The sequence below is a fragment of the Bradyrhizobium sp. USDA 4461 genome, assembly GCF_054055655.1.
Genome location: NZ_JBSRXM010000001.1, coordinates 2,645,663 through 2,666,053, shown reverse-complemented (window position 1 = coordinate 2,666,053; position 20,391 = coordinate 2,645,663). Strand labels below are relative to the sequence as shown.

The following is a 20,391-nucleotide window of genomic DNA, read 5'->3' as shown; positions in this document are numbered from 1 at the left end:
ATACTCCTTGTGATGCGGCTCATTCGGCCGGGCACTGCGCGGCCAGCACGGCCGGCCGGTCGAGGCGCAGGCTCCACAGCGCGAGCAGCAGTCCGACCGCGGTAATGATTGCGGCGACCAGCGGCAACGCGCCGAGCCCGAGGCCGCGATCGATGGTGACGCCGCCGGCCCAGGCGCCGAGCGCGTTGCCGAGATTGAAGGCTGCGATGTTCAGGCTGGAGGCCAGCGTCCGCCCTTCCGCGCCGGCGGACTCGAGCACGCGCAGCTGCAACGGCGCGACGGTCGCAAATGACGCGATGCCGAGCACGAACAGCAACGCCACGGCCAATGCCTTGATCGAGACCACCGCCACCAGCACGACGAGCACGGCGGCGAGGCCGCCGAGCGACACCAGCAGTGCACGCGCAAGTCCCTTGTCCGCGAGCTTCCCGCCGGCGACGTTGCCGATCGCAAGTCCGGCGCCGAACACCAGCAGGATCGGCGACACCGCGGCGTCGGAAAATCCGGTGAGCCGGGTCAGGATCGGCTGCACATAGGTGAACACCGCGAACAGCCCGCCGAAGCCGAACACCGTCATGGCAAGCCCGAGCAGCACCTGCGGGCGACCGAGCACGGCGAGCTCCTCGCGCAGCGGCGCCGGCTTGTCGTTGGCGCCGACATGACCGGGGACCAGCACCGCCAGCACGATGAACGCGATCACGCCGATCGCCGCCACCGCCCAGAATGCCGCGCGCCAACCGAGCATCAGGCCGAACCAGGCGCCAAAGGGAACACCGAGCAGGGTCGCGACCGTGAGGCCGATGAACATCGTCGAGATTGCCGACGCGCGCTTGTCCTCCGGGACGAGGCTGGTCGCGACCACCGAGCCGACGCCGAAGAAGGTACCGTGTGCCAGCGAGGTGAGGATGCGCGCCGCCATCAGGAGTTCGTAGTTCGGCGCCAGCGCGCAGGCGGCATTGCCGAGCGTAAAGATCGCCATCAGTGCCAGCAGCACCGCCTTGCGCGGCATCCGCCGCGTCCCGAGCGTCAGGATCGGCGCGCCGACGAACACGCCGAGCGCATAGCCGGAGATCAATAGGCCCGCCGCGGAGACCGAGACGTGCATGTCGGCGGCGACCTGCAGCAACAGCCCCATGATGAGGAATTCGGTGGTGCCGATGCCAAAGGCACCGGCGGTCAGGGCAAGGACTGCGAGAGGCATGTGTCGCTCCGGAAGGTGAAGATTCCGCAATGCGAGATAGCGGTCCAGGCGGGGAAGGACTAGAATGGCCGCAATCCAATCATTTGTGACTTGAATTCAAGATGGCCCGAACAGATACCAACCGCTCCGGCGAGATGGACGTGTTCGTCCGCGTGGTCGATCTCGGCGGCTTCACCGCGGCCGCGAACAGCCTGCGCCTGACGCCGTCCGGCGTCAGCAAGCTGGTGTCCCGGCTGGAGACCCGGCTCGGCACGCGCCTGGTCAACCGCACCACCCGCAAGCTGCAACTGACAGAGGAAGGCCAGGCCTTCTATCAGCGCGCCCAGCGTATCCTCGCCGACATCGACGAGGCCGAGCGCGAGGCCGCCTCCTGCGTGCCGCGCGGACATCTCACCGTGAACAGCAACATCCCGTTCGGCATGCTGCATGTGATGCCGCTGCTGCCGCGCTTCATGCGGGAGCATCCCGACATCACCCTCGACCTCGTGCTGACCGACACGCTGGTCGATCTGATGCAGGCGCGCGCCGACGTCGCGATCCGCGCCGGCCCGCTCGGCGCCTCACGGCTGATCGCGCGCAAGCTCGGCACCAGCCGGATGGCGGTGGTCGCCGCGCCCTCCTATCTCGCCCGCTTCGGCATGCCGAAGACCCCGGCCGACCTCGCCGCCCATCGCCGCATCGGCTGGACTTTTCCGCGCAGCATCCGCGGCTGGCCGTTCCGCCGCGCCGAAAAGATCGACGAGGCGTTGCCGCCGCCGGTCGCCCGCGCCAGCGACGGCGAGGCCGCGCGCCAGTTGACGCTCGGCGGCATCGGGGTGGCACGATTGGCACTGTTCCACATCGGCCCCGATATCGAGGCCGGGCGGCTGGTGCCGGTGCTGCAAAATCTCAATCCCGGCGACCGCGAGGACATCCACGCGGTCTATGTCGGGCACGCCGGTCCGCTGCCGGCGCGGGTGCGCGCCTTCATCGACTTTCTTGCGCAACACATCAGGGTCGGTGATCCGGCGCTGCGGCGTGGCGCGGATGGCAAATGGAAGATCGTGGGCGACAAGTGAGCATCCGATGACAAGCGAAACCCCGATCTTGCAGACGGTCACCGAGACGATCCGCATTGCCGCGCGGCCGGAACAGGTATGGGACGCGATCATGGCCGCCAATGCGGGCGAGACATGGCGCAATGCGCATTTCAAGACCGACTGGCAGATCGGCGCCCCGATCGAGATCGAGGCGGAGATCGGGGCGAAGCGCTATCGCGACAAGGGACGCGTGCTCCATGTCGAGCCGCCAATGCAGCTCGCATACGCCTATTGGTCAAAGGTCTCCGGCCTGCCCGATGTTCCGCAATCCTATGCGACTGTCACGATGACGCTCGCAACTGAGGGCGATGAGACATTGCTGACCGTCACCCAGCAGGTGCCGCCGTCGCCGGTTCGCCGCGGGGACGGATGGGAAATCGGACCTGAGTCCGGCGCGAAGCATGTCGCCTTCTATTGGCGCATGACACTTCCCCGCCTGAAGCAGGCGGTCGAGGAAAGACGCGCTGCGGAGTAGCACGGTCTAGTCTTACTACATCACAGGCGCTTTCCGCTGGTCCTGCGAGGCTATGAACGAATCCAGCCGTCATTGCGAGCGAAGCGAAGCAATCCATCTGTCCGGAAACGCGGTTGGATGGATTGCTTCGTCGCTATCGCTCCTCGCAATGACGACGGAGCCAGAATCGTGACGCAGCAAGACTAGACCCGCTTCAGCAAAAAGAGCTGCGTGACATAAGGAAACACCACCTCGTCGGCCTGACCGAGGCCGGCCTCGCGCAGGATATCGTCGGTCTTTCCCCGAAGCGCCGCCTTCTCCGCAGCGGGAAGATTGGCGACATAGCTGGTCGATGCGACGCGCTCGAACACGTCCTGGCGCGCCATCCGGTGCGGATGGTCCTGCACGATCTCCTTCTCGAGCACGAAGCGGGGATCCTTCAAGATCCAGCGCCAGCGTCCCGACCGTTGCCGCGGCGTATCTCCCGCGTATTCTTCAATCATGACGGACAACGCGTCGACCCACGGCGCGCGGTCATCCCTGTTGTTCCAGACCAGCGCAAGCGTTCCGCCGGGACGCAAAAGGCGCGCGATCTCGGCGACCGACGCCTCATTGTCGAACCAGTGGAACGCCTGGGCGCAGGTGACCAGATCGACGCTGCCGGTGTCGAGATCGATCGCGTCGGCATGCGTGTTGATGACCTCCACCCGCGCCTCCTTGGCCAGCCTGGCCGACATTTCCGCGACGGGCTCGACTGCGACCAGACGCGCGGTGGTGGGGAGATGCTGAAGCAGCAGGCGGGTGAACTTGCCGGTTCCGGCACCGAGGTCGACAACACAACCCGCGGACTGCAGCGGCAGCGCGGCGATGATCTCCGCAGGGTAGCTGGGCCGCCCCGCCTCATAGGCGGCGACAGCGACGCTGTAATTCCTGGCCGTAGGGTTCAGTGTCATGTGAGCTTCTCCTGCGAGCCGGCAAATCTGGCTGACGGTATAGAACAGTGCCTGCGCAGAACTGGAAGAGCGCGTCGATTCAAAATTCGCCGAAGCTTCGTCACCTTTGCGTCAGCGCGAGGCACCTGGCGTTGCTGCTTCTCGAACAACTGCGCGCAGTTTGAATGATCTTGCTTCGGCAAGCAGCGCAACTTTGCACGCCTGTGTTGCATCAACATCGCAGTTCCAGGTTGCAAGTTACCCATGATTGAACCACAGTTCCTGAAAGCGGACGTGGTCTGTTGCGCTTGCGCGGGACAAGCCCGGTGCCTCTTCCGCACTGGTGCAGCCATGCAGCGATCGCGGGCAATTTTCATCACAGCTATCGTCTACGCCGTGATCGGCGCGGTCATCGCGGGCGGCGGCATCTGGCTCGCCGCACTGGGTGGATCGATCTTCTACGTCATTCTCGGCATCGGCATTCTCGCCACCGCCGCGTTGTTGCTGGCGCAGCGCCGTCAGGCGCTCTGGCTGTTTGCGATCGTGCTGGTCGGCACGCTGGCATGGGCGGTTGCCGAGGTACGATTCGACTGGTGGCCGCTCGCGGCGCGCGGCGACGTCATCTTCCCGATGGCACTCTGGCTGCTGACGCCGGTGATCGTTCGCGGGCTCTCGCGACACCAGCCGGTGTCCTACGGGCGCGCGACCGCGCCGCTCTGGATCGGCGTGGTGGCGGCAGCCGCCGTGCTCGTCGTCGGACTGCTGTCGAGCTATCACGACATCAACGGCACGATTACCGAGGCCGGCGCGGCCGTGCAGCAAAGCGAAGCCGACCCGCAGCCGGATGGCGACTGGCGCGCCTATGGACGCACGCAGTTCGGACAACGTTACTCGCCGCTGAAGCAGATCACGCCCGACAATGTCGGCAAGCTCAAGGTCGCCTGGACTTTCCGCACCGGCGACGTGGCAACGCCGGAGGATTCCGGCGAGACGACCTTCGAGGTCACCCCGATCAAGGTGCGCGACACGCTCTATCTCTGCTCGCAACACCAGGTGCTGTTCGCGCTCGATGCCAAGACCGGCACGGAACGCTGGCGCTACGACCCCAAGCTCGTGCACAACAAGACCTTCCAGCACATGACCTGTCGCGGCGTCTCCTATCACGAGACTGCGGCCGGTGCCGTCGACTCCGGCGGCAGCCCGGCGCCGGCCGAATGCCCGCGCCGGATCTTCCTGCCGGTCAATGACGGCCGCATGATCGCGCTCGATGCCGACAGCGGCAAGCTGTGCGACGGCTTTGCCGATCACGGCATCCTCGACCTCCAGCAGGGCATGGGAATCAAGACCGCCGGCTTCTTCGAGCCGACCTCACCGCCTGTGGTCAGCGACAAGATCCTGGTCGTGGCCGCCGCGGTGATCGACAATTACGCGGTCGAGGTGCCGTCGGGCGTGATCCGCGGCTTCGATGTCTACACCGGCAAGCTGGTGTGGGCCTGGGACTCCGCCGCGGCCGACGAGAACGCGCTGCCGTCGCCGACGCGGCATTACACCAACGGCTCGCCGAACTCCTGGATCACCGCCTCGTTCGATCCGAAACTGAACCTGGTCTACATCCCGACCGGCAACAACGGACCTGATATCTGGGGCGGCAATCGCGATGCGCTGGTCGAGCGCTATTCGAGCTCGATCGTCGCGCTCGACGTCAACACCGGCAAGCGCGCCTGGTCGTACCAGACCGTGCATCATGACCTCTGGGACATGGACGTGCCCTCGCAGCCGAGCCTGGTCGATGTGACGACGGCCAAGGGCGTCGTTCCCGCGATCATCCAGCCGACCAAGGTCGGCAACATCTTCGTGCTCGACCGCAGGACCGGCGAATTGATCGTGCCGGCGCCGGAACGTCCGGTACCGCAAGGCGCCGCGCCCGGCGACCGCAGCGCGCCGACGCAGCCGTTCTCCGAGCTGACCTTCCGCCCCGAGGCAAAGCTGACCGGCGCCGACATGTGGGGCGGCACGATCTTCGACCAGTTGCTGTGCCGGATCATGTTCCACCGCTTGCGCTACGAGGGCACGTTCACGCCGCCGTCGTTGCAGGGCACGCTGGTCTTCCCGGGCAATCTCGGCATGTTCGAATGGGGCGGCATCGCCGTCGATCCCGTCAGGCAGATCGCGATCGCCAATCCGATGTCGCTGCCGTTTGCGTCAAAGCTCATTCCGCGCGGCCCGCAGAATCCACCGGCGCCGACCGCGGAGAAGCCGGTCGGCAGCGAGGTCGGGGTGCAGCCGATGTACGGCACGCCGTTCGGCGTCGATATTTCGAGCTTCCTGTCGCCGCTCTCCGTGCCGTGCTACCGGCCGCCATGGGGCTCGATGGCTGCGATCGACCTGAAGACGATGAAGATCGTCTGGCAGCATCCCAACGGCACGATCCGGGACACCACGCCGCTGCCGCTTCCGTTCAAGCTGGGCGTGCCGATGCTGGGCGGGCCGATCACCACCGCGGGCGGCGTCGCGTTCTACACCGGGACCTACGAGTACACGATCCGGGCCTACGACGTGCGTGACGGCAAGGTGCTGTGGGAAGATCGCCTGCCCGCCGGCGCGCAATCGACGCCGATGAGCTACGAGGCCGACGGCAAGCAATACATCGTCACCGCGGCCGGCGGCCACGGCTCGTTCGGCACCAAGCGCGGCGACTACGTCATCGCCTACGCATTGGGGGATTGAATCGCTTCATCGGGGCCGGGCTCTCTTCTCCTTCCCCTAAAACGGGGAAGGTCGGGATGGGTCAACCACAGGCAACGGTGCAAGTGGAGAGAGCAGATCCCCACCCGCTTTGCTCTGGCGGGCAAAGCGACCTCCCCTTTCCAAAGGGCGGTGGAACTGGCCCAACTCGGATAGCGTCGGCAAGGGTTGGCAAGTCCGGCCAAAGCCGCTAAAGGTCCGCCCCCTTTCACATCATATTCCGAGCATGACATGTCGAGCGCCCCGCCCGCCGTCTCGATTGGCGTCGATTTTGGCACCAGCAACACCGTGGTCGCGCTGTCCGATGCCGACGGCCGCGTTGAGGCCATCCGCTTCGACCATGGCGGCCGCACGCATAGCGTCTATGTGTCGGCGCTGTGCTTCTGGGAGGAGCGGCCCGGCGCCGGCCTGCATCCGCGCGCCGAGGGCGGCCCGTGGGCGATCGAGCAATTCCTCGAAGGGCGCACGATCCATCGCTTCATTCAGTCGTTCAAGACGTTTGCGGCAAGCTCGGCCTTCAACACCACGCAGATATTCCGGCAGCGCTACAAGTTCGAGGACCTGCTGGCGGCGTTCCTGCGCACGCTGACGCGCCATGCCGGCGACGGGTTCGATCTGGGCGCACCGACCATCATGGTCGGCCGCCCGGTGAAGTTCGCCGGCGGCAATCCCAACGACGAGCTCGCGATGCAGCGCTATCGCGCCGCGTTCGAGCGGCTCGGTGCCGGCCATGCGCGCTATGTCTACGAGCCGGTCGGCGCGGCGTTCTCCTTTGCGCGCAGCCTCGACCACGACGCCACCGTGCTGGTCGCCGATTTCGGCGGCGGCACCAGCGATTTCTCCGTGATGCGGTTCTCGCGCAAGGGCGGCGTGCTGCGCGCCGAACCGCTGGGACATTCCGGCATCGGCATCGCCGGTGACACTTTCGACTACCGCATCGTCGACCACATCGTCTCGCCGCGGCTCGGCAAGGGCACCAACTACCGCTCGTTCGACAAGGTGCTGCCGATCCCCAATCACTATTATTCGAGCCTCGCGCGCTGGCACCAGCTCGCGATGATGCGGGGCAATGGCGATTTGCGCGAATTGCAGCAGCTGGCGCGCACCGCGCTCGATCCGGCGCCGCTGAACGATTTCATCACCATCGTCGACCACGATCTCGGCTTCGCGCTGTACCGCGCCGTCTCCGATACCAAAGTCGCGCTGTCGAGCCACGACCGCGTCGAGTTCCGCTTTGCCCGCGCCGGCATCGATATCGGCGCGACCGTGACGCGCGACGATTTCGAATCCTGGATCGCCGACGATATCGAGCGGCTGGGCGCGACCGTCGACGAGGCGCTGGCGAAATCCGGCATCACCGCGCGCGATGTCGAGAAGGTGTTCTTGACCGGAGGCACCTCGTTCGTGCCGGCGGTGCAGCGCCTGTTCGCCGAGCGTTTTGGCGCAGCGCGGCTGACCTCGTCAGATCAATTCGAGTCGATCGCCTATGGTCTCGCCTTGATCGGCCACACGCCTGATCCCGATCGCTGGACCTTCGCCGAAGCGGCGTGACGCTTCGCTTCGCGCCTTGATCCCGGCTCAATGCGGGATTACATCCATTCGATCATCAATCCCCGAGGATGCTTACGACCATGGATTTCACCCGGACCGCAATGCCCATCAGCCTTGCCCACGGGGATTTCCATGCCAGCATCGATCACGCTCTCCCATCTGACCCTGTCCGCGCCTGACGGCCGGGTTCTCCTTTCCAACATCGATCTCAGCTTCGGACCCGAGCGGACCGGTCTCGTCGGCCGCAACGGCGTCGGCAAGACGACGCTGCTCGGCCTGATCGCAGGCCGGCGCGCGCCACACTCCGGCGCGGTCTCGGTGCAGGGACGTGTCGCGATGCTGCATCAGACGGTTCAGGTGCAGCCGGACCAATGCGTCATCGATCTGTTCGACGCGCGCGATGCGCTCACTGCACTGCGCCGTGCCGAGCAGGGCCTTGCGAGCACCGAGGAGCTTGCGGAGCTCGACTGGACGCTCGATACGCGCATCGCGGCTGCGCTCGCGCAGGTCGGACTGAGCGACGTGCTCGACGCGCCGCTGTCGATGCTGTCGGGCGGACAGGCCACCCGGGCGCGCCTCGCCGCGCTGACTTTTGCAGAACCCGACTTTCTGCTGCTCGACGAACCCACCAACAATCTCGACCGCCCGGGACGCCAGGCGGTGATCGACCTGCTCGCCGGGTGGCGGCATGGCGCCATCATCGTCAGCCACGACCGCGCGCTGCTCGAGACCATGGATGCGATCGTCGAGCTGACCTCGCTTGAAGCCAGACGCTACGGGGGCAACTGGAGCCAGTACCGTGCGCGCAAGGCCGTCGAGCTGTCGGCCGCACGCCACGATCTGGCGGATGCCGAGAAGCGCGTCGCCGAGATCGACCGCAAGGCAAGGGAAACCTCCGAACGGCAAGCGCGCAAGGACGGCACCGGCGCGAAGAAGCGCGCCAAGGGCGACATCCCGCGGATCGCTGCCGGACTGCGCCGGGATCGCAGCGAAGACACCGGCGGCGAGAAGGTCCGCCTCGCCGAGCGCCGGCGGACCCAGGCGCTCGAACTGGCCGCCACGACGCGCCAGCGCATCGAGGTGCTGCAACCTTTCTCGGTGCAACTGCCGTCGACGCAGCTGCCGGCGGGCAGGATGGTACTGCGGATCGAGGCGGCCGACGCCGGCTACGCCGCGGACGCGCCGATCCTGCGTGATCTCACCTTCTCGATCTCAGGTCCGGAGCGCGTCGCGATCACCGGCCCCAACGGCGCCGGCAAGACGACGCTGCTCAGGCTCGTCAGCGGCGAGCTGGCGGCGACGCGCGGCAGCGTCGAGGTGATGACCCGCTTTGCGATGTTCGATCAGGCGGTCAGCCTGCTCGATGCACAGGCCCCGATCCTGGATAATTTCCGCCGCATCAATCCGGAGACGAACGAGAACGCGTGCCGCGCGGCGCTGGCGCGCTTCATGTTCCGCGCGGATGCTGCCTTGCAGATCGTTGCGAGCCTCAGCGGCGGCCAGCTGCTGCGTGCCGGCCTCGCCTGTGTGCTGGGCGGCCCAACGCCGCCGCCGCTGTTGATCCTCGACGAGCCGACCAATCATCTGGATATCGAATCGATGGAAGCGGTCGAGGCCGGGCTGCGCGCCTATGACGGCGCGCTGCTGGTCGTCAGCCACGACGAAGCCTTCCTGGATGCGATCGCGATCACCCGCAGGTTCGAGCTCGGCACCCATCCCCGCCGACGATAGACGAGCCTCCCACCAAAATGGCGAAAACAACCCCATGCAAAGGAGTCCGCGGCGGCCGCGACTGATGGACCGGCGCGCTTCGCTGCCCCAGTGCGCGATTTCCTCGAGACACGCGGCCGGTACCTGGACCAGAAACCCTGCAATCCCTCGACAAGCCGTTCGGCACGAGGCTGTCACCCATGTCTTAGGTACGATCGGTTACCTATGTGTCCGGGCTGGACAGGGCGAAGGGTGGCGGAGAGGGAGGGATTCGAACCCCCGATAGGCTTGCACCTATGCCGCATTTCGAGTGCGGTGCATTCAACCACTCTGCCACCTCTCCAGTGGCCCGGGTGATTTGCGCCACCCGCGGTCGGGGCGTGTTCTAGGCGAGGTTGGCGGGACAGACAAGGCGCTGCAATAATATTTCCGTCACCGGCGCGCCACTCCACCGAAATGCCGGAGCGGCGCAAGAACGTGCGCGGAAACAACGCGCTAGCAGGACGGCTCTGGTTCGATCGGCGTGCAAGCGAGCCAGAGGCAGCAGGAGCGGACCATGGAGCATGTGACGATTCGAGCCAATGGCGCGGCGTTCCACGTCGCGCGGACCGGGAGCGGCAGGCCGCTGTTGCTGCTGCACGGCTGGCCGGAGTTCTGGCTGACCTGGGAGCCTGTCATGGCGCGGCTGGCCGACCGCTACACCCTGATTGCGCCCGACCTGCGCGGCTTCGGCGACAGCGACAAGCCGCAGGGGCCTTACGGTCCAGATCAGCATACCGACGACATGCTGGCGCTGCTGGATGGGCTCGGGATCGACAGAGCCGGCGTGGTCGGCCACGACGTCGGCGGCGCCGTGATGCAGCCACTCGCCCGCAAGGCGCCCGAGCGAATCGCCGGGCTGTTCCTGTTCGATTTCGTCTATCCCGGCATCGGCACACGAATGGCCGCGCCGGACCGGCTGAACCACATCTGGTACCAGTCGTTCCACCAGATGGAGATGGCGCCCGCGCTGGTCGGCACGAGCCGCGAGAGCTGCCGCACTTACATCGGCCATTTCCTGCACAACTGGACCCACCGCAAGGCCGCGTTCGACGACGTGCTCGAGGATTTCGCCGACAATTTCTTCAAGCCGGGCAACCTCGCCGGCGGCTTCGCGCATTACCGCGCCTCACACGCGGGCCGCGTGAAGATGATGCAGGGCGAGGCGCCGGCGCTGCCGCCGATCAATGTCCCGACCTGCATCCGCTGGGCCGAGCACGACCCGCTGTTTCCTTACTCATGGACCGACCGGCTGGGCGAGACCTTCTCCAATCTGGATCTGGAGATGTTTCCCGATGTCGGGCATTTCCCGCATCGCGAGGACCCCGATCGCGCGGCCGCCGAGATCGCCGGCTTCTTCGCGCGGATCAATTGGAAGTGAGAGAAGTGGTGGGACCGCCAGGACGCGACAAAAACTGGCGGTCCCGTGCCGCTTTTCAGTATTGCAGGCCGGGAAGTGCGGCTTCGCCGGTCGGCGGGAGCGACACGGTCCACGGTAGCGGCCGGTGTCGAAACGGCAACGCGAAGCCGATCTTAACCTAACCGGTCAACCTTACCGGGCGTCATCGGCACGCAGTGGCGCGACCCGTTTGGCCGGGAGCGTCGCCTGCCCGGATTGCGCGGAGCCTGTCACCGGGCGCGCATTCGCGCGACCCGTTGGCTCCATCCAGGCTACAGGCTAGCCGATCGACCTTACGCGCGATCGCACGAGCACGCGCCGGCTCAGGCCTCGGCCTTCTTGGCTTTTTTGGCCTTTTTCTCGTTCTTGTCGTCGTCCTTGTCCTCGGCCTTCTCGCTTTTGCCGTTGTCCTTCCTGCGATTGGTGAAGCGGGCATTGCCAAGCCCGGTCCCGATGGTCAGCACGCCCCAGCGCGCGACATCCTGCATGAACGGGACTTCGGACAGCCCCTGCACCACGCCGTCATTGTGCATGACGATCGCGGCATCATGATCGCCGATCTGCGGGATCGCCTCGACCAGATTCGCCGGCAGGTTGAATTTGCTGCTCTCCCAATTGCCGGGCAGGTTCTGCGCGCCCTTCTCGATTCCGCCGTCCTCCTTGATGACGCCGGGACAGGCGATACCGATGAATGGCGCGAGCTTGAGATTTTCCTTCTCGGCGGCGGCGATCAAGTCCTTCAGCATCTTCACCAGCCGCTTCACCGCGCCCTCGCGCGTCGGCTCGTCGTCGGCGTGGCGCCACAGGTCCGACTTCCAGACCGCCGCCTTGGAGAGATCGGGCGCCTTCTTCCAGCGCGTCTCGACGACGCCGCAACGGATATTGGTGCCGCCGATATCGACGGCGAGCACGCCGTCATGGGCCTCGAAGATCCACGAGGGCGCCAGATGCAGCGTGCCAATCAGGCCGGCGTCATCGGGATGAAAGCGGATCGGCGCCAGGTCGACCTTGAAGTCTTCCGACTTCAGGATGATGTCGGTGCGCGCGATGGCGAGCTCGCCGAGCCTGGAGTCGCGGAAGCCGCCGCCAACCACGATGCGCTCGGTCTTGGCCCAGGCCTTGGTGTTGAGGAAGCGCCGCGTCACATAGGCGAGCTCCTGGGCGAACTCCTCGATGGCGCTGTGCACGACCGCGGAGGCCTCGGTGTCGTCGCCGACCAGCATCTCGTCGAGCTTCTTCTTGCTGATCTTGTCCGACGGCTCGTCGCCGAACGGATCCTCGCCGGATTTGCGCAGCGGCTTGCGCCAGCGGTCGAGGATCTTGCGGAACGCGCCCTTGGAGGCGCGATCGCCGAGAAAGCCCTCGTCGTCCTTCAGCTCGATGTTGAAACTGTCGATATCGACGGATGGCAGCCGCGCGGCACCGTGGTGCGCGATGCCCGTGGTCAGTCCAGCCTCTTCTGCCATTCGTCCTTGCCTGCCCGAGAGATTTCCTCCACTAACCGCCGGGAACTCAAATGGTTGCTCTCCGCGCGGCGGAGCCGCCGGCAGCGCCGAGAGCTCCGGTCAAGGTGGCGAATTCGGGCAAAAAGCACGCCAAACCCTTCATCTTTGGCCGGTTTTTGCCCTGCTTTACCTTGACTCTCGGTGGTTTGCGGCTATAAGTCCGCCCATCCGGCGCGGGGATTTCTCGCGCCGATTGTTTTTGTGCGGGCCATTTGGGAATTCATTCCCTTTCGCGCGAAACACATAACCCATAGCGACTGAACAAAAAGCCGACCCGGACCATCGGTCCGAGGCCGGAACCGAACACGAAGGAATCAAACGATGTTCGCAGTCATCAAAACCGGCGGCCGGCAGTACCGCGTCGTTCCGAATGATGTACTCGAGATTGGCAAGATCGCCGGCGACGTCGGCACGATCGTGCAGCTAGGCGAAGTTCTGGTGCTCGGCGGTGACACGCCGGTGCTGGGAACGCCCACCGTGGCAGGCGCCACCGTTGCGGCCGAAGTGCTGCAGCACAAGCGCGGCGCCAAGGTGATCGCGTTCAAGAAGCGTCGCCGCAAGAATTCACGCCGCAAGCGCGGCTATCGCGACGAGCTCACGGTGCTTCGCATCACCGAGATCCTCGCCGATAACGCCAAGCCGACCATCGGCCCGCGGCCGAAGAAGGAAAAGGTCGCAGCGCCCGCCGATGGCGAGGACGCAGCACCGAAGGCGGCCAAGAAGAAGGCGCCCGCCGCGAAGAAGGCTCCGGCCAAGAAGGCCGCGGCCAAGGCTTAAGAAGAAGTGATCGTCGCGCTCTCAGATGTGAAGCGTGACAAAATGTGAAATGATTCCGTCAAGGAATTGATCTAGAGATCAAAGCGAAGTCGGAGACGAGCTATGGCTCACAAAAAAGCAGGCGGTTCATCGCGCAACGGACGTGATTCCAAGGGCAAACGCCTTGGCATCAAGGCGTTCGGCGGCGAGCGCGTGATCCCCGGAAACATCATCGCGCGTCAGCGCGGCACCACCTGGCATCCCGGCCTTAATGTCGGCATGGGCACCGATCATACCCTCTTCGCCAAGATCGAGGGTCATGTCGAGTTCCGTGCCAAAGCCAACGGCCGCACATTCGTATCGGTTATCCCGATGGCGGAAGCGGCCGAGTAGACGGTGGACACATACGAGTCCGCCGGGTCCTGTTGAACCGGCGGAGTCGCAAAGGGCTCCAAGGGGAGGCGGGATGACCGGCCTCCCCTTTTTGTTGCGCGCGATCCGGTTCGACCGCGCGTGACGTTCCAAGCGTTGCGTAACGATTTTCGCATCACAGGAGCTCGACATGCTGCAGGACATCCCGACGCCGACCTTGCGTGAGGCAAGAGCTTGCGTCCTCGAGACCGAACGGCTGACATTGCGCAAGCCGACGCTCGCGGACGTAAAAGCCATCGCACGCCTCGCCAATGACCGCCGCATCGCGGAGAACACCCGCCGCCTGCCGCATCCCTATACCCAGGACGACGCCATCGATTTCGTGCGCGCGCTCGGCGCCGGCGGACGCGAGACCGTTTTCCTGATCGAGAACAATCACACGCCGATCGGCATGGTCGGCATCGACTGGCGCGAGGAGACATCGGCCGAACTCGGCTACTGGCTCGGCGTCGATTATTGGGGCCAGGGCTTCGGCACCGAGGCCGCGCGCGCCGTGATCGACTACTTCTTCGAGGAGTTCGATCTCGACCAGCTGATCGCAGGCGCCCGCGTCGTCAACCCGTCGTCGCGCAACATCCTCGAGAAGTGCGGCTTCCAGTGGAGCGGCGTCGAGCTGCACCGCTTCGAGGCGCTGGGCTCATCGAGCCCGGTCGACGCCTTCCGCCTGTCACGCGGCGTCTGGACCTCGCTGAAGAGCTGGAACAACTCGACCCGGCGCGAGAGCTGAACACCAGCACATTGCGTAGGGTGGGCAAAGCGCGAGCGTGCCCACCCTCACGAGCACGATCGCGCCACAGGTCGTCGCCCCCGCGAACTCAGGGGACCCATCACCACAAATGGTCGTTGCTCGGCCGAGCTGTGGCTCCAGCGCAGGTGGTGGTTATCGGTCCCTGCTTTCGCAGGGACGACAGCTATTATGCGGGGACGCTTTTGCCCGCCGCGCACCATTACGCCGGCGGATTCACCGCGGAGTCGGTGCGTCCGAGCTGCTGCTCGCGCACGAAGATGTAGAGGCCGGCCGCGATGATGATGGCGGCGCCGACGATAGTGGCCCAGGACGGCACGTCGCCGAACACCACGAAGCCGAAGATCACCGCCCAGACGATCATCGAATACTGATACGGCACCACCACGCTGGCCGGCGCGAGCTTCAGCGAGCGATTCACGCAGAGCAGCGCCGCAACCGAGATGATGCCGGCGGTGAAGAACAGCACCAGGCTGCCGGCCGACGGCGTCACCCAGCCGAACGGCGAGAGCACCAGGCCCAGGATGAAGGTGCCGCCGAATTGCGACGTCGCCAGCACGATATCGGGCGTCGCGCGCAGCGAGCGCGTGATCAGCATCAGCACCGCAAACGACAGGCTGCCGCCGAGCGCGATCATCGCCGGCCAGCTGATGGTCTGCGCCGATGGCCTGAGCGCGATCAGCACGCCGCAAAAGCCGACCAGGATCGCGGTCCAGCGTCGCCAGCCGATCTGCTCGCCGAGCACGAGGCCCGACATCGCGGTGACGAAGATCGGCCCGGCCAAATAGTAGGTGATGACGTCGGCGAGCGGCAGATAGACCGTCGCCAGGAAGAACGCCGCGACCTCCAGCGTCGACAGCGTGACCCGCAGCAATTGCAGCCACGGCCGCTCCAGATGCAGGAAATCCGCGCGCCGCTGCCACACGATCGGCAGCAGCACGAGCAGCGCCGCGCAGGCGCGCAGCCACAACAATTGCCCGACCGAATAGGTGGCGACGATGAATTTGCCCATCGCGTCGCCGAACGAGAACATGAAGATCGACAGCAACATCAAGCCGATGCCGGCGAGCCGCGCCGATCGATCGTCGTAGGAGGACAGTTTTGCGAACAGGCTCATGGAGGGATTCCCGGGTCGTCCGGTTTAAGAGCCGTGGATGCCCGGGACAAGCCCGGGCATGACGAATTGAACGGATTGCCGCACCCGCATCGCTGCGATACCGGTAGCCGATCCCGGCAACAAAAAGAGCAGGAAACGCCGCATGAGCGAGTTCGACCCCACCCAGCATCGCATGGTCCCCGCGCAGCGCTGGTTCGAGGATTTCGTGCTCGGCGAGCGCTTCGTGATCCCGAGCCGGACCCAGACGTCGGCGGTGTTTGCCGCGTTCCAGACCGCGAGCGGCGACACCCATCCGATCCATTACGACGTCGAATATTGCCGCAACCGCGGCATGCCCGATTTGCTGGCGCACGGCTTCCAAACCCTGGTGCACACCGCGCCCGGCGCGGGGCTGTTTCCCTATGTCGTCGAGGAGTCGCTGGTCGGCTTCCTGGAGCAGTCGAGCAGGTTCCTGAAGCCGGTCTATGCCGGCGACACCATCTACCCGGCGCTGGAGGTGATCGAGCTGTCGCCCGGCAAGACGACGGGCGTCGTGACCTTGCGCTCGACCGTGCACAACCAGCGCCGCGAGCTGGTGCTGGAGGGCACGCAGAAATTCCTGGTCCGGAGGCGGCCTGCATCGCCGCCAAAGCGTGGTGATTTTGGCTGAGTCGGGCCGCAAACTCGTTTCGCCTCTCCCGCTTGCGGGGAAGGCCGACGCGCGTAGCGCGGCGGGTGGGGGCTCTCTCCACGATGGGATTCGCGGCAATACCCCCACCCCAGCCCTCCCCGCAAGCGGGAGAGGGAGCGCAGGGTGTTAGCGGCGCCAGTTCAACCTGACTTCGTCACGCCTCAGGGCCGCAAAAAGGCCCGAAAATTAAGGCTTTTCGCTGAAGTCGGCGCGCTTGCGGGTTGCCGCAGGGACCGGCCTGCCTTAACTAGTACCGATCATGAAATTCCTCGATGAAGCAAAGGTCTATATTCGCTCGGGCGACGGCGGCAATGGCTGCGTTGCGTTCCGGCGCGAGAAGTTCATCGAGTTCGGCGGCCCCTCCGGCGGCAATGGCGGCCGCGGCGGCGACATCATCATCGAGTCCGTCGACGGGCTGAACACGCTGATCGACTACCGCTACCAGCAGCACTTCAAGGCGCCGAAGGGCGGCAATGGCATGGGCAAGGACCGCCATGGCGCCAACGGCAAGTCGATCGTGCTGAAAGTGCCGGTCGGCACCCAGGTGTTCGACGAGGATCGCGAGACCCTGCTGCACGACTTCACCGAGCTCGGCGAGACCTTCGTGCTGGCTAAGGGCGGCAATGGCGGCTTCGGCAATGCGCATTTCAAATCCTCCACCAACCGCGCGCCGCGCAACGCCAATCCCGGCGCGCCCGGCGAAGAGCGCTGGATCTGGCTGCGGCTGAAGCTGATCGCCGATGCCGGCCTGGTCGGCCTGCCCAATGCCGGCAAATCGACTTTCCTGTCGGCGGTGAGCGCGGCGCGGCCGAAGATCGCCGACTATCCCTTCACCACGCTGCATCCGCAGCTCGGCGTCGTGAACTACGGCGGCCGCGAATTCGTGCTCGCCGACATCCCCGGCCTGATCGAGGGCGCGCATGAAGGCGCCGGTCTCGGCGACCGCTTCCTCGGCCATGTCGAGCGCTGCCGCGTGCTGCTGCACCTGATCGATGCGACCTGCGAGCATGCCGGCAAGGCCTACAAGACGGTGCGCACCGAGCTCGAAGCCTATGCAGGGCAGCTCGCCGACAAGATCGAGATCGTCGCGCTCAACAAGATCGATGCTGTGATGCCCGACGAGCTGAAGAAGCAGAAGGACCGCCTCAAGCGGGCCGCGAAGAAGACGCCGCTGCTGCTGTCGGGTGCGACCGGTGAAGGCGTGCAGGATGCGCTGCGTGCGCTGGTCGACGTGATCGGCGAGGCGCCGGTGTCCAACAAGGCCAAGGGCGGCCAGGCGGAGCCGTGGGCGACGCCGCTGCCGCCGCAGGGCTGAGCGGCGCGAGCCGAACGCCCTTTGGACTTTCCATGCCACTCGTGGCGCCTCTTGCTTCCACCTTCCTGCCAGACCGAACCCATGAAACGCCCCGCGCTCAAGAACTTTCGCCGCATCGTCGTCAAGGTCGGCTCGTCGCTGCTGGTCGACTCGCAGGCCGGCGAGTTGCGCGCATCCTGGCTCGCCGCGCTGGTCGAGGACATCGCAAAACTCCACAAGCGCGGCTGCGAGGTCATGGTGGTGTCGTCGGGCTCGATCGCGCTCGGCCGCAGCCGGCTGAAGTTGCCGCGCGGCCCGCTGAAGCTCGAGGAGAGCCAGGCTGCCGCAGCGGTTGGCCAGATCGCGCTGGCGCGGATCTGGTCGGAGGTGCTCGGCCATCACGGCATCGGGGCCGGGCAGATCCTGGTCACGTTGCAGGACACCGAGGAGCGTCGCCGCTACCTCAATGCACGCTCGACCATCGCCAAGCTGCTGGAATGGGGCGCGGTGCCCGTGATCAACGAGAACGACACCGTCGCCACGACGGAAATCCGCTACGGCGACAATGACCGCCTCGCCGCCCGCGTCGCCACCATGGCGAGCGCGGATCTCTTGATCCTGCTGTCCGATATCGACGGCCTCTACACCGCGCCGCCGGCGCTCGATCCCGACGCCAGACTGATCCCGGTGGTCGAAAGCATCACTGCGGAGATCGAGGGGATGGCGGGCTCGGCCGGCTCCGAGCTGTCGCGCGGCGGCATGACCACCAAGATCGAGGCCGCGAAGATCGCGACCACTGCCGGCACCCACATGCTGATTGCCTCCGGCAAGATCGAGCATCCCTTGCAGGCGATCGCCGACGGCGGCCGCTGCACCTGGTTTCTCACTCCGGCCAATCCCGTCACCGCGCGCAAGCGCTGGATCGCGGGCTCGCTCGAGCCGAAGGGCACGCTGACCATCGATGCCGGTGCGGTGGCCGCGCTGCGCGCCGGCAAGAGCCTGCTGCCGGCCGGTGTTGTCAGGGTCGACGGCCAGTTCGCTCGCGGCGATGCCGTGGTGGTGCGCGGCCCCGACACCCACGAGATCGGCCGCGGCCTGGTCGCCTACGACGCCGAGAACGCAGAGAAGATCATGGGCCGCTCCTCGCCCGACGTGATGACCATTCTGGGCATCAGCGGCCGGTCCGAGATGATCCATCGCGACGACCTCGTGATCGGCCCAGCCGGCGCGATCCCGGCCAAATAGGCCATTGGGCAGGCATTGTGTGGGCCATCGGCCGAGCGCGGCGGCCGGCCGCCCATCTGCCATGCCGGTTCCGCGCCTCGCCACCCCTCAATTGCCATGCTAGAACATGGCCTTAGAGCATGATCCGGAAAAGTGGGCACCGGTTTTCCGAAGAGATCATGCTCAAACAAGAGCTGGGACTTCCATGAGCGCCCCCCCGAAGGCGATCGACGGCAACGCCGATCTCACCGTCCTGATGACCGACCTCGCCGCCAAGGCGCGCGCCGCCGCGCGCGTGCTGGCGCTGGCGCCGGCGGAGCAGAAGAACCGGGCGCTCACCGCGATCGAACGCGCCATCCGCGCAAATGCGCCGGCCATCCTTGCCGCCAATGCCGAGGACGTCGCCGAAGCCCGCGCGGGCGGCATGACCTCGGCCTTCGTCGACCGCCTGACCCTGACGCAGGCGCGCGTCGACGGCATGGCCGATGGCGTTGCGACCGTGCGCGAGATCATCGATCCGGTCGGCGCCGTCACCGAAAGCTGGCAGCGTCCGAACGGCATGACGATCGAGCGCGTCCGGGTGCCGCTCGGCGTCATCGGCGTGATCTTCGAGAGCCGTCCCAATGTCGCCGCCGACGCCGGCGTGCTGTGCCTGAAGTCCGGCAACGCGGTGATCCTGCGCGGCGGCTCCGACAGTTTCCGCTCCTGCCGCGCGATCCATGACTGCCTGGTGCAGGGCCTGCGTGAGGCCGGCTTGCCCGAGGCCGCGATCGCCCTGGTGCCGACCCGTGACCGCGCCGCCGTCGGCCTGATGCTGACCGGATTGAACGGCGGCATCGACGTCATCGTGCCGCGCGGCGGCAAGAGCCTGGTCGCGCGCGTCGAGGCCGAGGCGCGCGTGCCGGTGTTCGCGCATCTCGAGGGCGTCAACCACATCTATGTCGATGCCACTGCGAAGCTCGACATGGCCAAGTCGGTCGTGCTCAACGCCAAGATGCGCCGCCCCGGCGTCTGCGGCGCCGTCGAGACCCTGCTGATCGATCGCAACGCCGCCGCGACGAAACTGAAGCCGCTGGTCGCGCTGCTGCTCGACGCCGGCTGCGAGGTGCGCGGCGACGACGTCGTGCAGGGCGCCGACGCGAGGGTGAAGCCCGCGTCCGACGAGGACTGGAACACCGAATATGAGGACGCGATCATCTCGGCGAAGATCGTCGACGGCCTCGATCAAGCGATTGCGCATATTCAAAATCACGGCTCGCATCACACCGATGCGATCGTGACCGAGGATGCCGCTGCCGCGCAGCGTTTCCTCAACGAGGTCGATTCGGCGATCGTGCTGCATAACGCCTCGACCCAGTTCGCCGACGGCGGCGAGTTCGGCTTCGGCGCCGAGATCGGCATTGCCACCGGCAAATTCCACGCCCGCGGCCCGGTCGGCGCCGAGCAGTTGACCAGCTTCAAATACCGCGTCCACGGCACCGGGCAGACACGGCCGTGATCATTGTCGCACGCACACGGTAGATCCTTGCAGCAAGCTT

At 66.0% G+C, this 20,391-nt stretch carries 17 protein-coding genes and 1 tRNA gene; 13 read left to right on the top strand and 5 right to left on the bottom strand.

The features are described 5' to 3' along the window. Positions 1–19: 19 nt before the first annotated feature. The gene (locus tag ACVINW_RS12460; RefSeq protein WP_456751559.1) at positions 20–1,201 is read right to left on the bottom strand and encodes an MFS transporter; all 1,182 of its coding nucleotides are present in this window, start codon (positions 1,199–1,201) and stop codon (positions 20–22) included. A 101-nt stretch (positions 1,202–1,302) separates the two neighbouring features. Here ACVINW_RS12460 and ACVINW_RS12455 point away from each other — a divergent pair, with 101 nt between their 5' ends. Next, positions 1,303–2,259 (top strand): LysR family transcriptional regulator, encoded by a 957-nt coding sequence (locus ACVINW_RS12455; protein ID WP_456751558.1) that lies wholly within the window; start codon positions 1,303–1,305, stop codon positions 2,257–2,259. Positions 2,260–2,266: 7 nt separating this feature from the next. Beyond that, positions 2,267–2,755, top strand: coding sequence for an SRPBCC domain-containing protein (locus ACVINW_RS12450; RefSeq protein ID WP_456751557.1), 489 nt, complete (start codon positions 2,267–2,269; stop codon positions 2,753–2,755). Between the two features lie 182 nt (positions 2,756–2,937). Here the strand turns inward: ACVINW_RS12450 and ACVINW_RS12445 are convergent, their stop codons facing one another. Then, positions 2,938–3,687, bottom strand: a complete 750-nt coding sequence (locus tag ACVINW_RS12445; protein ID WP_456751556.1) for a class I SAM-dependent methyltransferase — start codon at positions 3,685–3,687, stop codon at positions 2,938–2,940. Positions 3,688–4,017: 330 nt separating this feature from the next. On the opposite strand from ACVINW_RS12445, the gene ACVINW_RS12440 reads away from it, so the two are divergent. The 3 genes from ACVINW_RS12440 (at position 4,018) to ACVINW_RS12430 (ending at position 9,693) form a co-directional block, all read left to right on the top strand. Further along, positions 4,018–6,393, top strand: a complete 2,376-nt coding sequence (locus ACVINW_RS12440; protein WP_456751555.1) for a glucose/quinate/shikimate family membrane-bound PQQ-dependent dehydrogenase — start codon at positions 4,018–4,020, stop codon at positions 6,391–6,393. Between the two features lie 249 nt (positions 6,394–6,642). Next, positions 6,643–7,962, top strand: coding sequence for an Hsp70 family protein (locus tag ACVINW_RS12435; RefSeq protein ID WP_456751554.1), 1,320 nt, complete (start codon positions 6,643–6,645; stop codon positions 7,960–7,962). Positions 7,963–8,094: 132 nt separating this feature from the next. Beyond that, the gene (locus ACVINW_RS12430) at positions 8,095–9,693 is read left to right on the top strand and encodes an ABC-F family ATP-binding cassette domain-containing protein (protein WP_456751553.1); all 1,599 of its coding nucleotides are present in this window, start codon (positions 8,095–8,097) and stop codon (positions 9,691–9,693) included. Positions 9,694–9,925: 232 nt separating this feature from the next. Here ACVINW_RS12430 and ACVINW_RS12425 read toward each other — a convergent pair. Beyond that, positions 9,926–10,015: transfer RNA gene (locus ACVINW_RS12425), tRNA-Ser, on the bottom strand. Positions 10,016–10,228: 213 nt separating this feature from the next. Between ACVINW_RS12425 and ACVINW_RS12420 the strand changes: the two genes are divergently transcribed. Beyond that, positions 10,229–11,092, top strand: coding sequence for an alpha/beta fold hydrolase (locus ACVINW_RS12420; protein ID WP_456751552.1), 864 nt, complete (start codon positions 10,229–10,231; stop codon positions 11,090–11,092). A 341-nt stretch (positions 11,093–11,433) separates the two neighbouring features. Here the strand turns inward: ACVINW_RS12420 and ACVINW_RS12415 are convergent, their stop codons facing one another. Then, entirely contained in the window at positions 11,434–12,576 is a 1,143-nt protein-coding gene (locus ACVINW_RS12415; protein WP_456751551.1) for an ROK family protein, read from the bottom strand. A gap of 360 nt (positions 12,577–12,936) precedes the next feature. On the opposite strand from ACVINW_RS12415, the gene rplU reads away from it, so the two are divergent. The 3 genes from rplU to ACVINW_RS12400 all read left to right on the top strand — a co-directional run bounded on the left by rplU (position 12,937) and on the right by ACVINW_RS12400 (position 14,530). Continuing rightward, positions 12,937–13,392, top strand: a complete 456-nt coding sequence (gene rplU / locus ACVINW_RS12410) for a 50S ribosomal protein L21 (protein ID WP_456751550.1) — start codon at positions 12,937–12,939, stop codon at positions 13,390–13,392. Between the two features lie 102 nt (positions 13,393–13,494). Further along, entirely contained in the window at positions 13,495–13,764 is a 270-nt protein-coding gene (rpmA, locus tag ACVINW_RS12405; protein ID WP_028336337.1) for a 50S ribosomal protein L27, read from the top strand. A 169-nt stretch (positions 13,765–13,933) separates the two neighbouring features. After that, on the top strand, positions 13,934–14,530 hold the full coding sequence (locus ACVINW_RS12400; protein WP_456751549.1) for a GNAT family N-acetyltransferase: 597 nt from the start codon (positions 13,934–13,936) through the stop codon (positions 14,528–14,530). Between the two features lie 220 nt (positions 14,531–14,750). Here ACVINW_RS12400 and ACVINW_RS12395 read toward each other — a convergent pair whose 3' ends face one another. After that, positions 14,751–15,665: a DMT family transporter gene (locus ACVINW_RS12395; protein WP_456751548.1), complete on the bottom strand. Its 915-nt coding sequence runs from the start codon at positions 15,663–15,665 to the stop codon at positions 14,751–14,753. A gap of 142 nt (positions 15,666–15,807) precedes the next feature. Here ACVINW_RS12395 and ACVINW_RS12390 point away from each other — a divergent pair, with 142 nt between their 5' ends. The 4 genes from ACVINW_RS12390 (at position 15,808) to ACVINW_RS12375 (ending at position 20,351) form a co-directional block, all read left to right on the top strand. Further along, the gene (locus tag ACVINW_RS12390; protein WP_456751547.1) at positions 15,808–16,314 is read left to right on the top strand and encodes a MaoC family dehydratase; all 507 of its coding nucleotides are present in this window, start codon (positions 15,808–15,810) and stop codon (positions 16,312–16,314) included. A gap of 280 nt (positions 16,315–16,594) precedes the next feature. Then, positions 16,595–17,650 (top strand): GTPase ObgE, encoded by a 1,056-nt coding sequence (gene obgE / locus ACVINW_RS12385; RefSeq protein ID WP_456751546.1) that lies wholly within the window; start codon positions 16,595–16,597, stop codon positions 17,648–17,650. 81 nt (positions 17,651–17,731) lie between these two features. Further along, entirely contained in the window at positions 17,732–18,874 is a 1,143-nt protein-coding gene (gene proB, locus ACVINW_RS12380; RefSeq protein WP_456751545.1) for a glutamate 5-kinase, read from the top strand. Between the two features lie 184 nt (positions 18,875–19,058). Further along, positions 19,059–20,351, top strand: coding sequence for a glutamate-5-semialdehyde dehydrogenase (locus ACVINW_RS12375; protein WP_456751544.1), 1,293 nt, complete (start codon positions 19,059–19,061; stop codon positions 20,349–20,351). Positions 20,352–20,391: the final 40 nt, after the last annotated feature.

Excerpts from the sequence above, each read along its gene's own strand:
- ACVINW_RS12460 (WP_456751559.1), bottom strand. The coding sequence starts at position 1,201 with ATGCCTCTCGCAGTCCTTGCCCTGACCGCCGGTGCCTTTGGCATCGGC.
- ACVINW_RS12455 (WP_456751558.1), top strand. The coding sequence starts at position 1,303 with ATGGCCCGAACAGATACCAACCGCTCCGGCGAGATGGACGTGTTCGTC.
- ACVINW_RS12450 (WP_456751557.1), top strand. The coding sequence starts at position 2,267 with ATGACAAGCGAAACCCCGATCTTGCAGACGGTCACCGAGACGATCCGC.
- ACVINW_RS12445 (WP_456751556.1), bottom strand. The coding sequence starts at position 3,687 with ATGACACTGAACCCTACGGCCAGGAATTACAGCGTCGCTGTCGCCGCC.
- ACVINW_RS12440 (WP_456751555.1), top strand. The coding sequence starts at position 4,018 with ATGCAGCGATCGCGGGCAATTTTCATCACAGCTATCGTCTACGCCGTG.
- ACVINW_RS12435 (WP_456751554.1), top strand. The coding sequence starts at position 6,643 with ATGTCGAGCGCCCCGCCCGCCGTCTCGATTGGCGTCGATTTTGGCACC.
- ACVINW_RS12430 (WP_456751553.1), top strand. The coding sequence starts at position 8,095 with ATGCCAGCATCGATCACGCTCTCCCATCTGACCCTGTCCGCGCCTGAC.
- ACVINW_RS12420 (WP_456751552.1), top strand. The coding sequence starts at position 10,229 with ATGGAGCATGTGACGATTCGAGCCAATGGCGCGGCGTTCCACGTCGCG.
- ACVINW_RS12415 (WP_456751551.1), bottom strand. The coding sequence starts at position 12,576 with ATGGCAGAAGAGGCTGGACTGACCACGGGCATCGCGCACCACGGTGCC.
- rplU (WP_456751550.1), top strand. The coding sequence starts at position 12,937 with ATGTTCGCAGTCATCAAAACCGGCGGCCGGCAGTACCGCGTCGTTCCG.
- rpmA (WP_028336337.1), top strand. The coding sequence starts at position 13,495 with ATGGCTCACAAAAAAGCAGGCGGTTCATCGCGCAACGGACGTGATTCC.
- ACVINW_RS12400 (WP_456751549.1), top strand. The coding sequence starts at position 13,934 with ATGCTGCAGGACATCCCGACGCCGACCTTGCGTGAGGCAAGAGCTTGC.
- ACVINW_RS12395 (WP_456751548.1), bottom strand. The coding sequence starts at position 15,665 with ATGAGCCTGTTCGCAAAACTGTCCTCCTACGACGATCGATCGGCGCGG.
- ACVINW_RS12390 (WP_456751547.1), top strand. The coding sequence starts at position 15,808 with ATGAGCGAGTTCGACCCCACCCAGCATCGCATGGTCCCCGCGCAGCGC.
- obgE (WP_456751546.1), top strand. The coding sequence starts at position 16,595 with ATGAAATTCCTCGATGAAGCAAAGGTCTATATTCGCTCGGGCGACGGC.
- proB (WP_456751545.1), top strand. The coding sequence starts at position 17,732 with ATGAAACGCCCCGCGCTCAAGAACTTTCGCCGCATCGTCGTCAAGGTC.
- ACVINW_RS12375 (WP_456751544.1), top strand. The coding sequence starts at position 19,059 with ATGAGCGCCCCCCCGAAGGCGATCGACGGCAACGCCGATCTCACCGTC.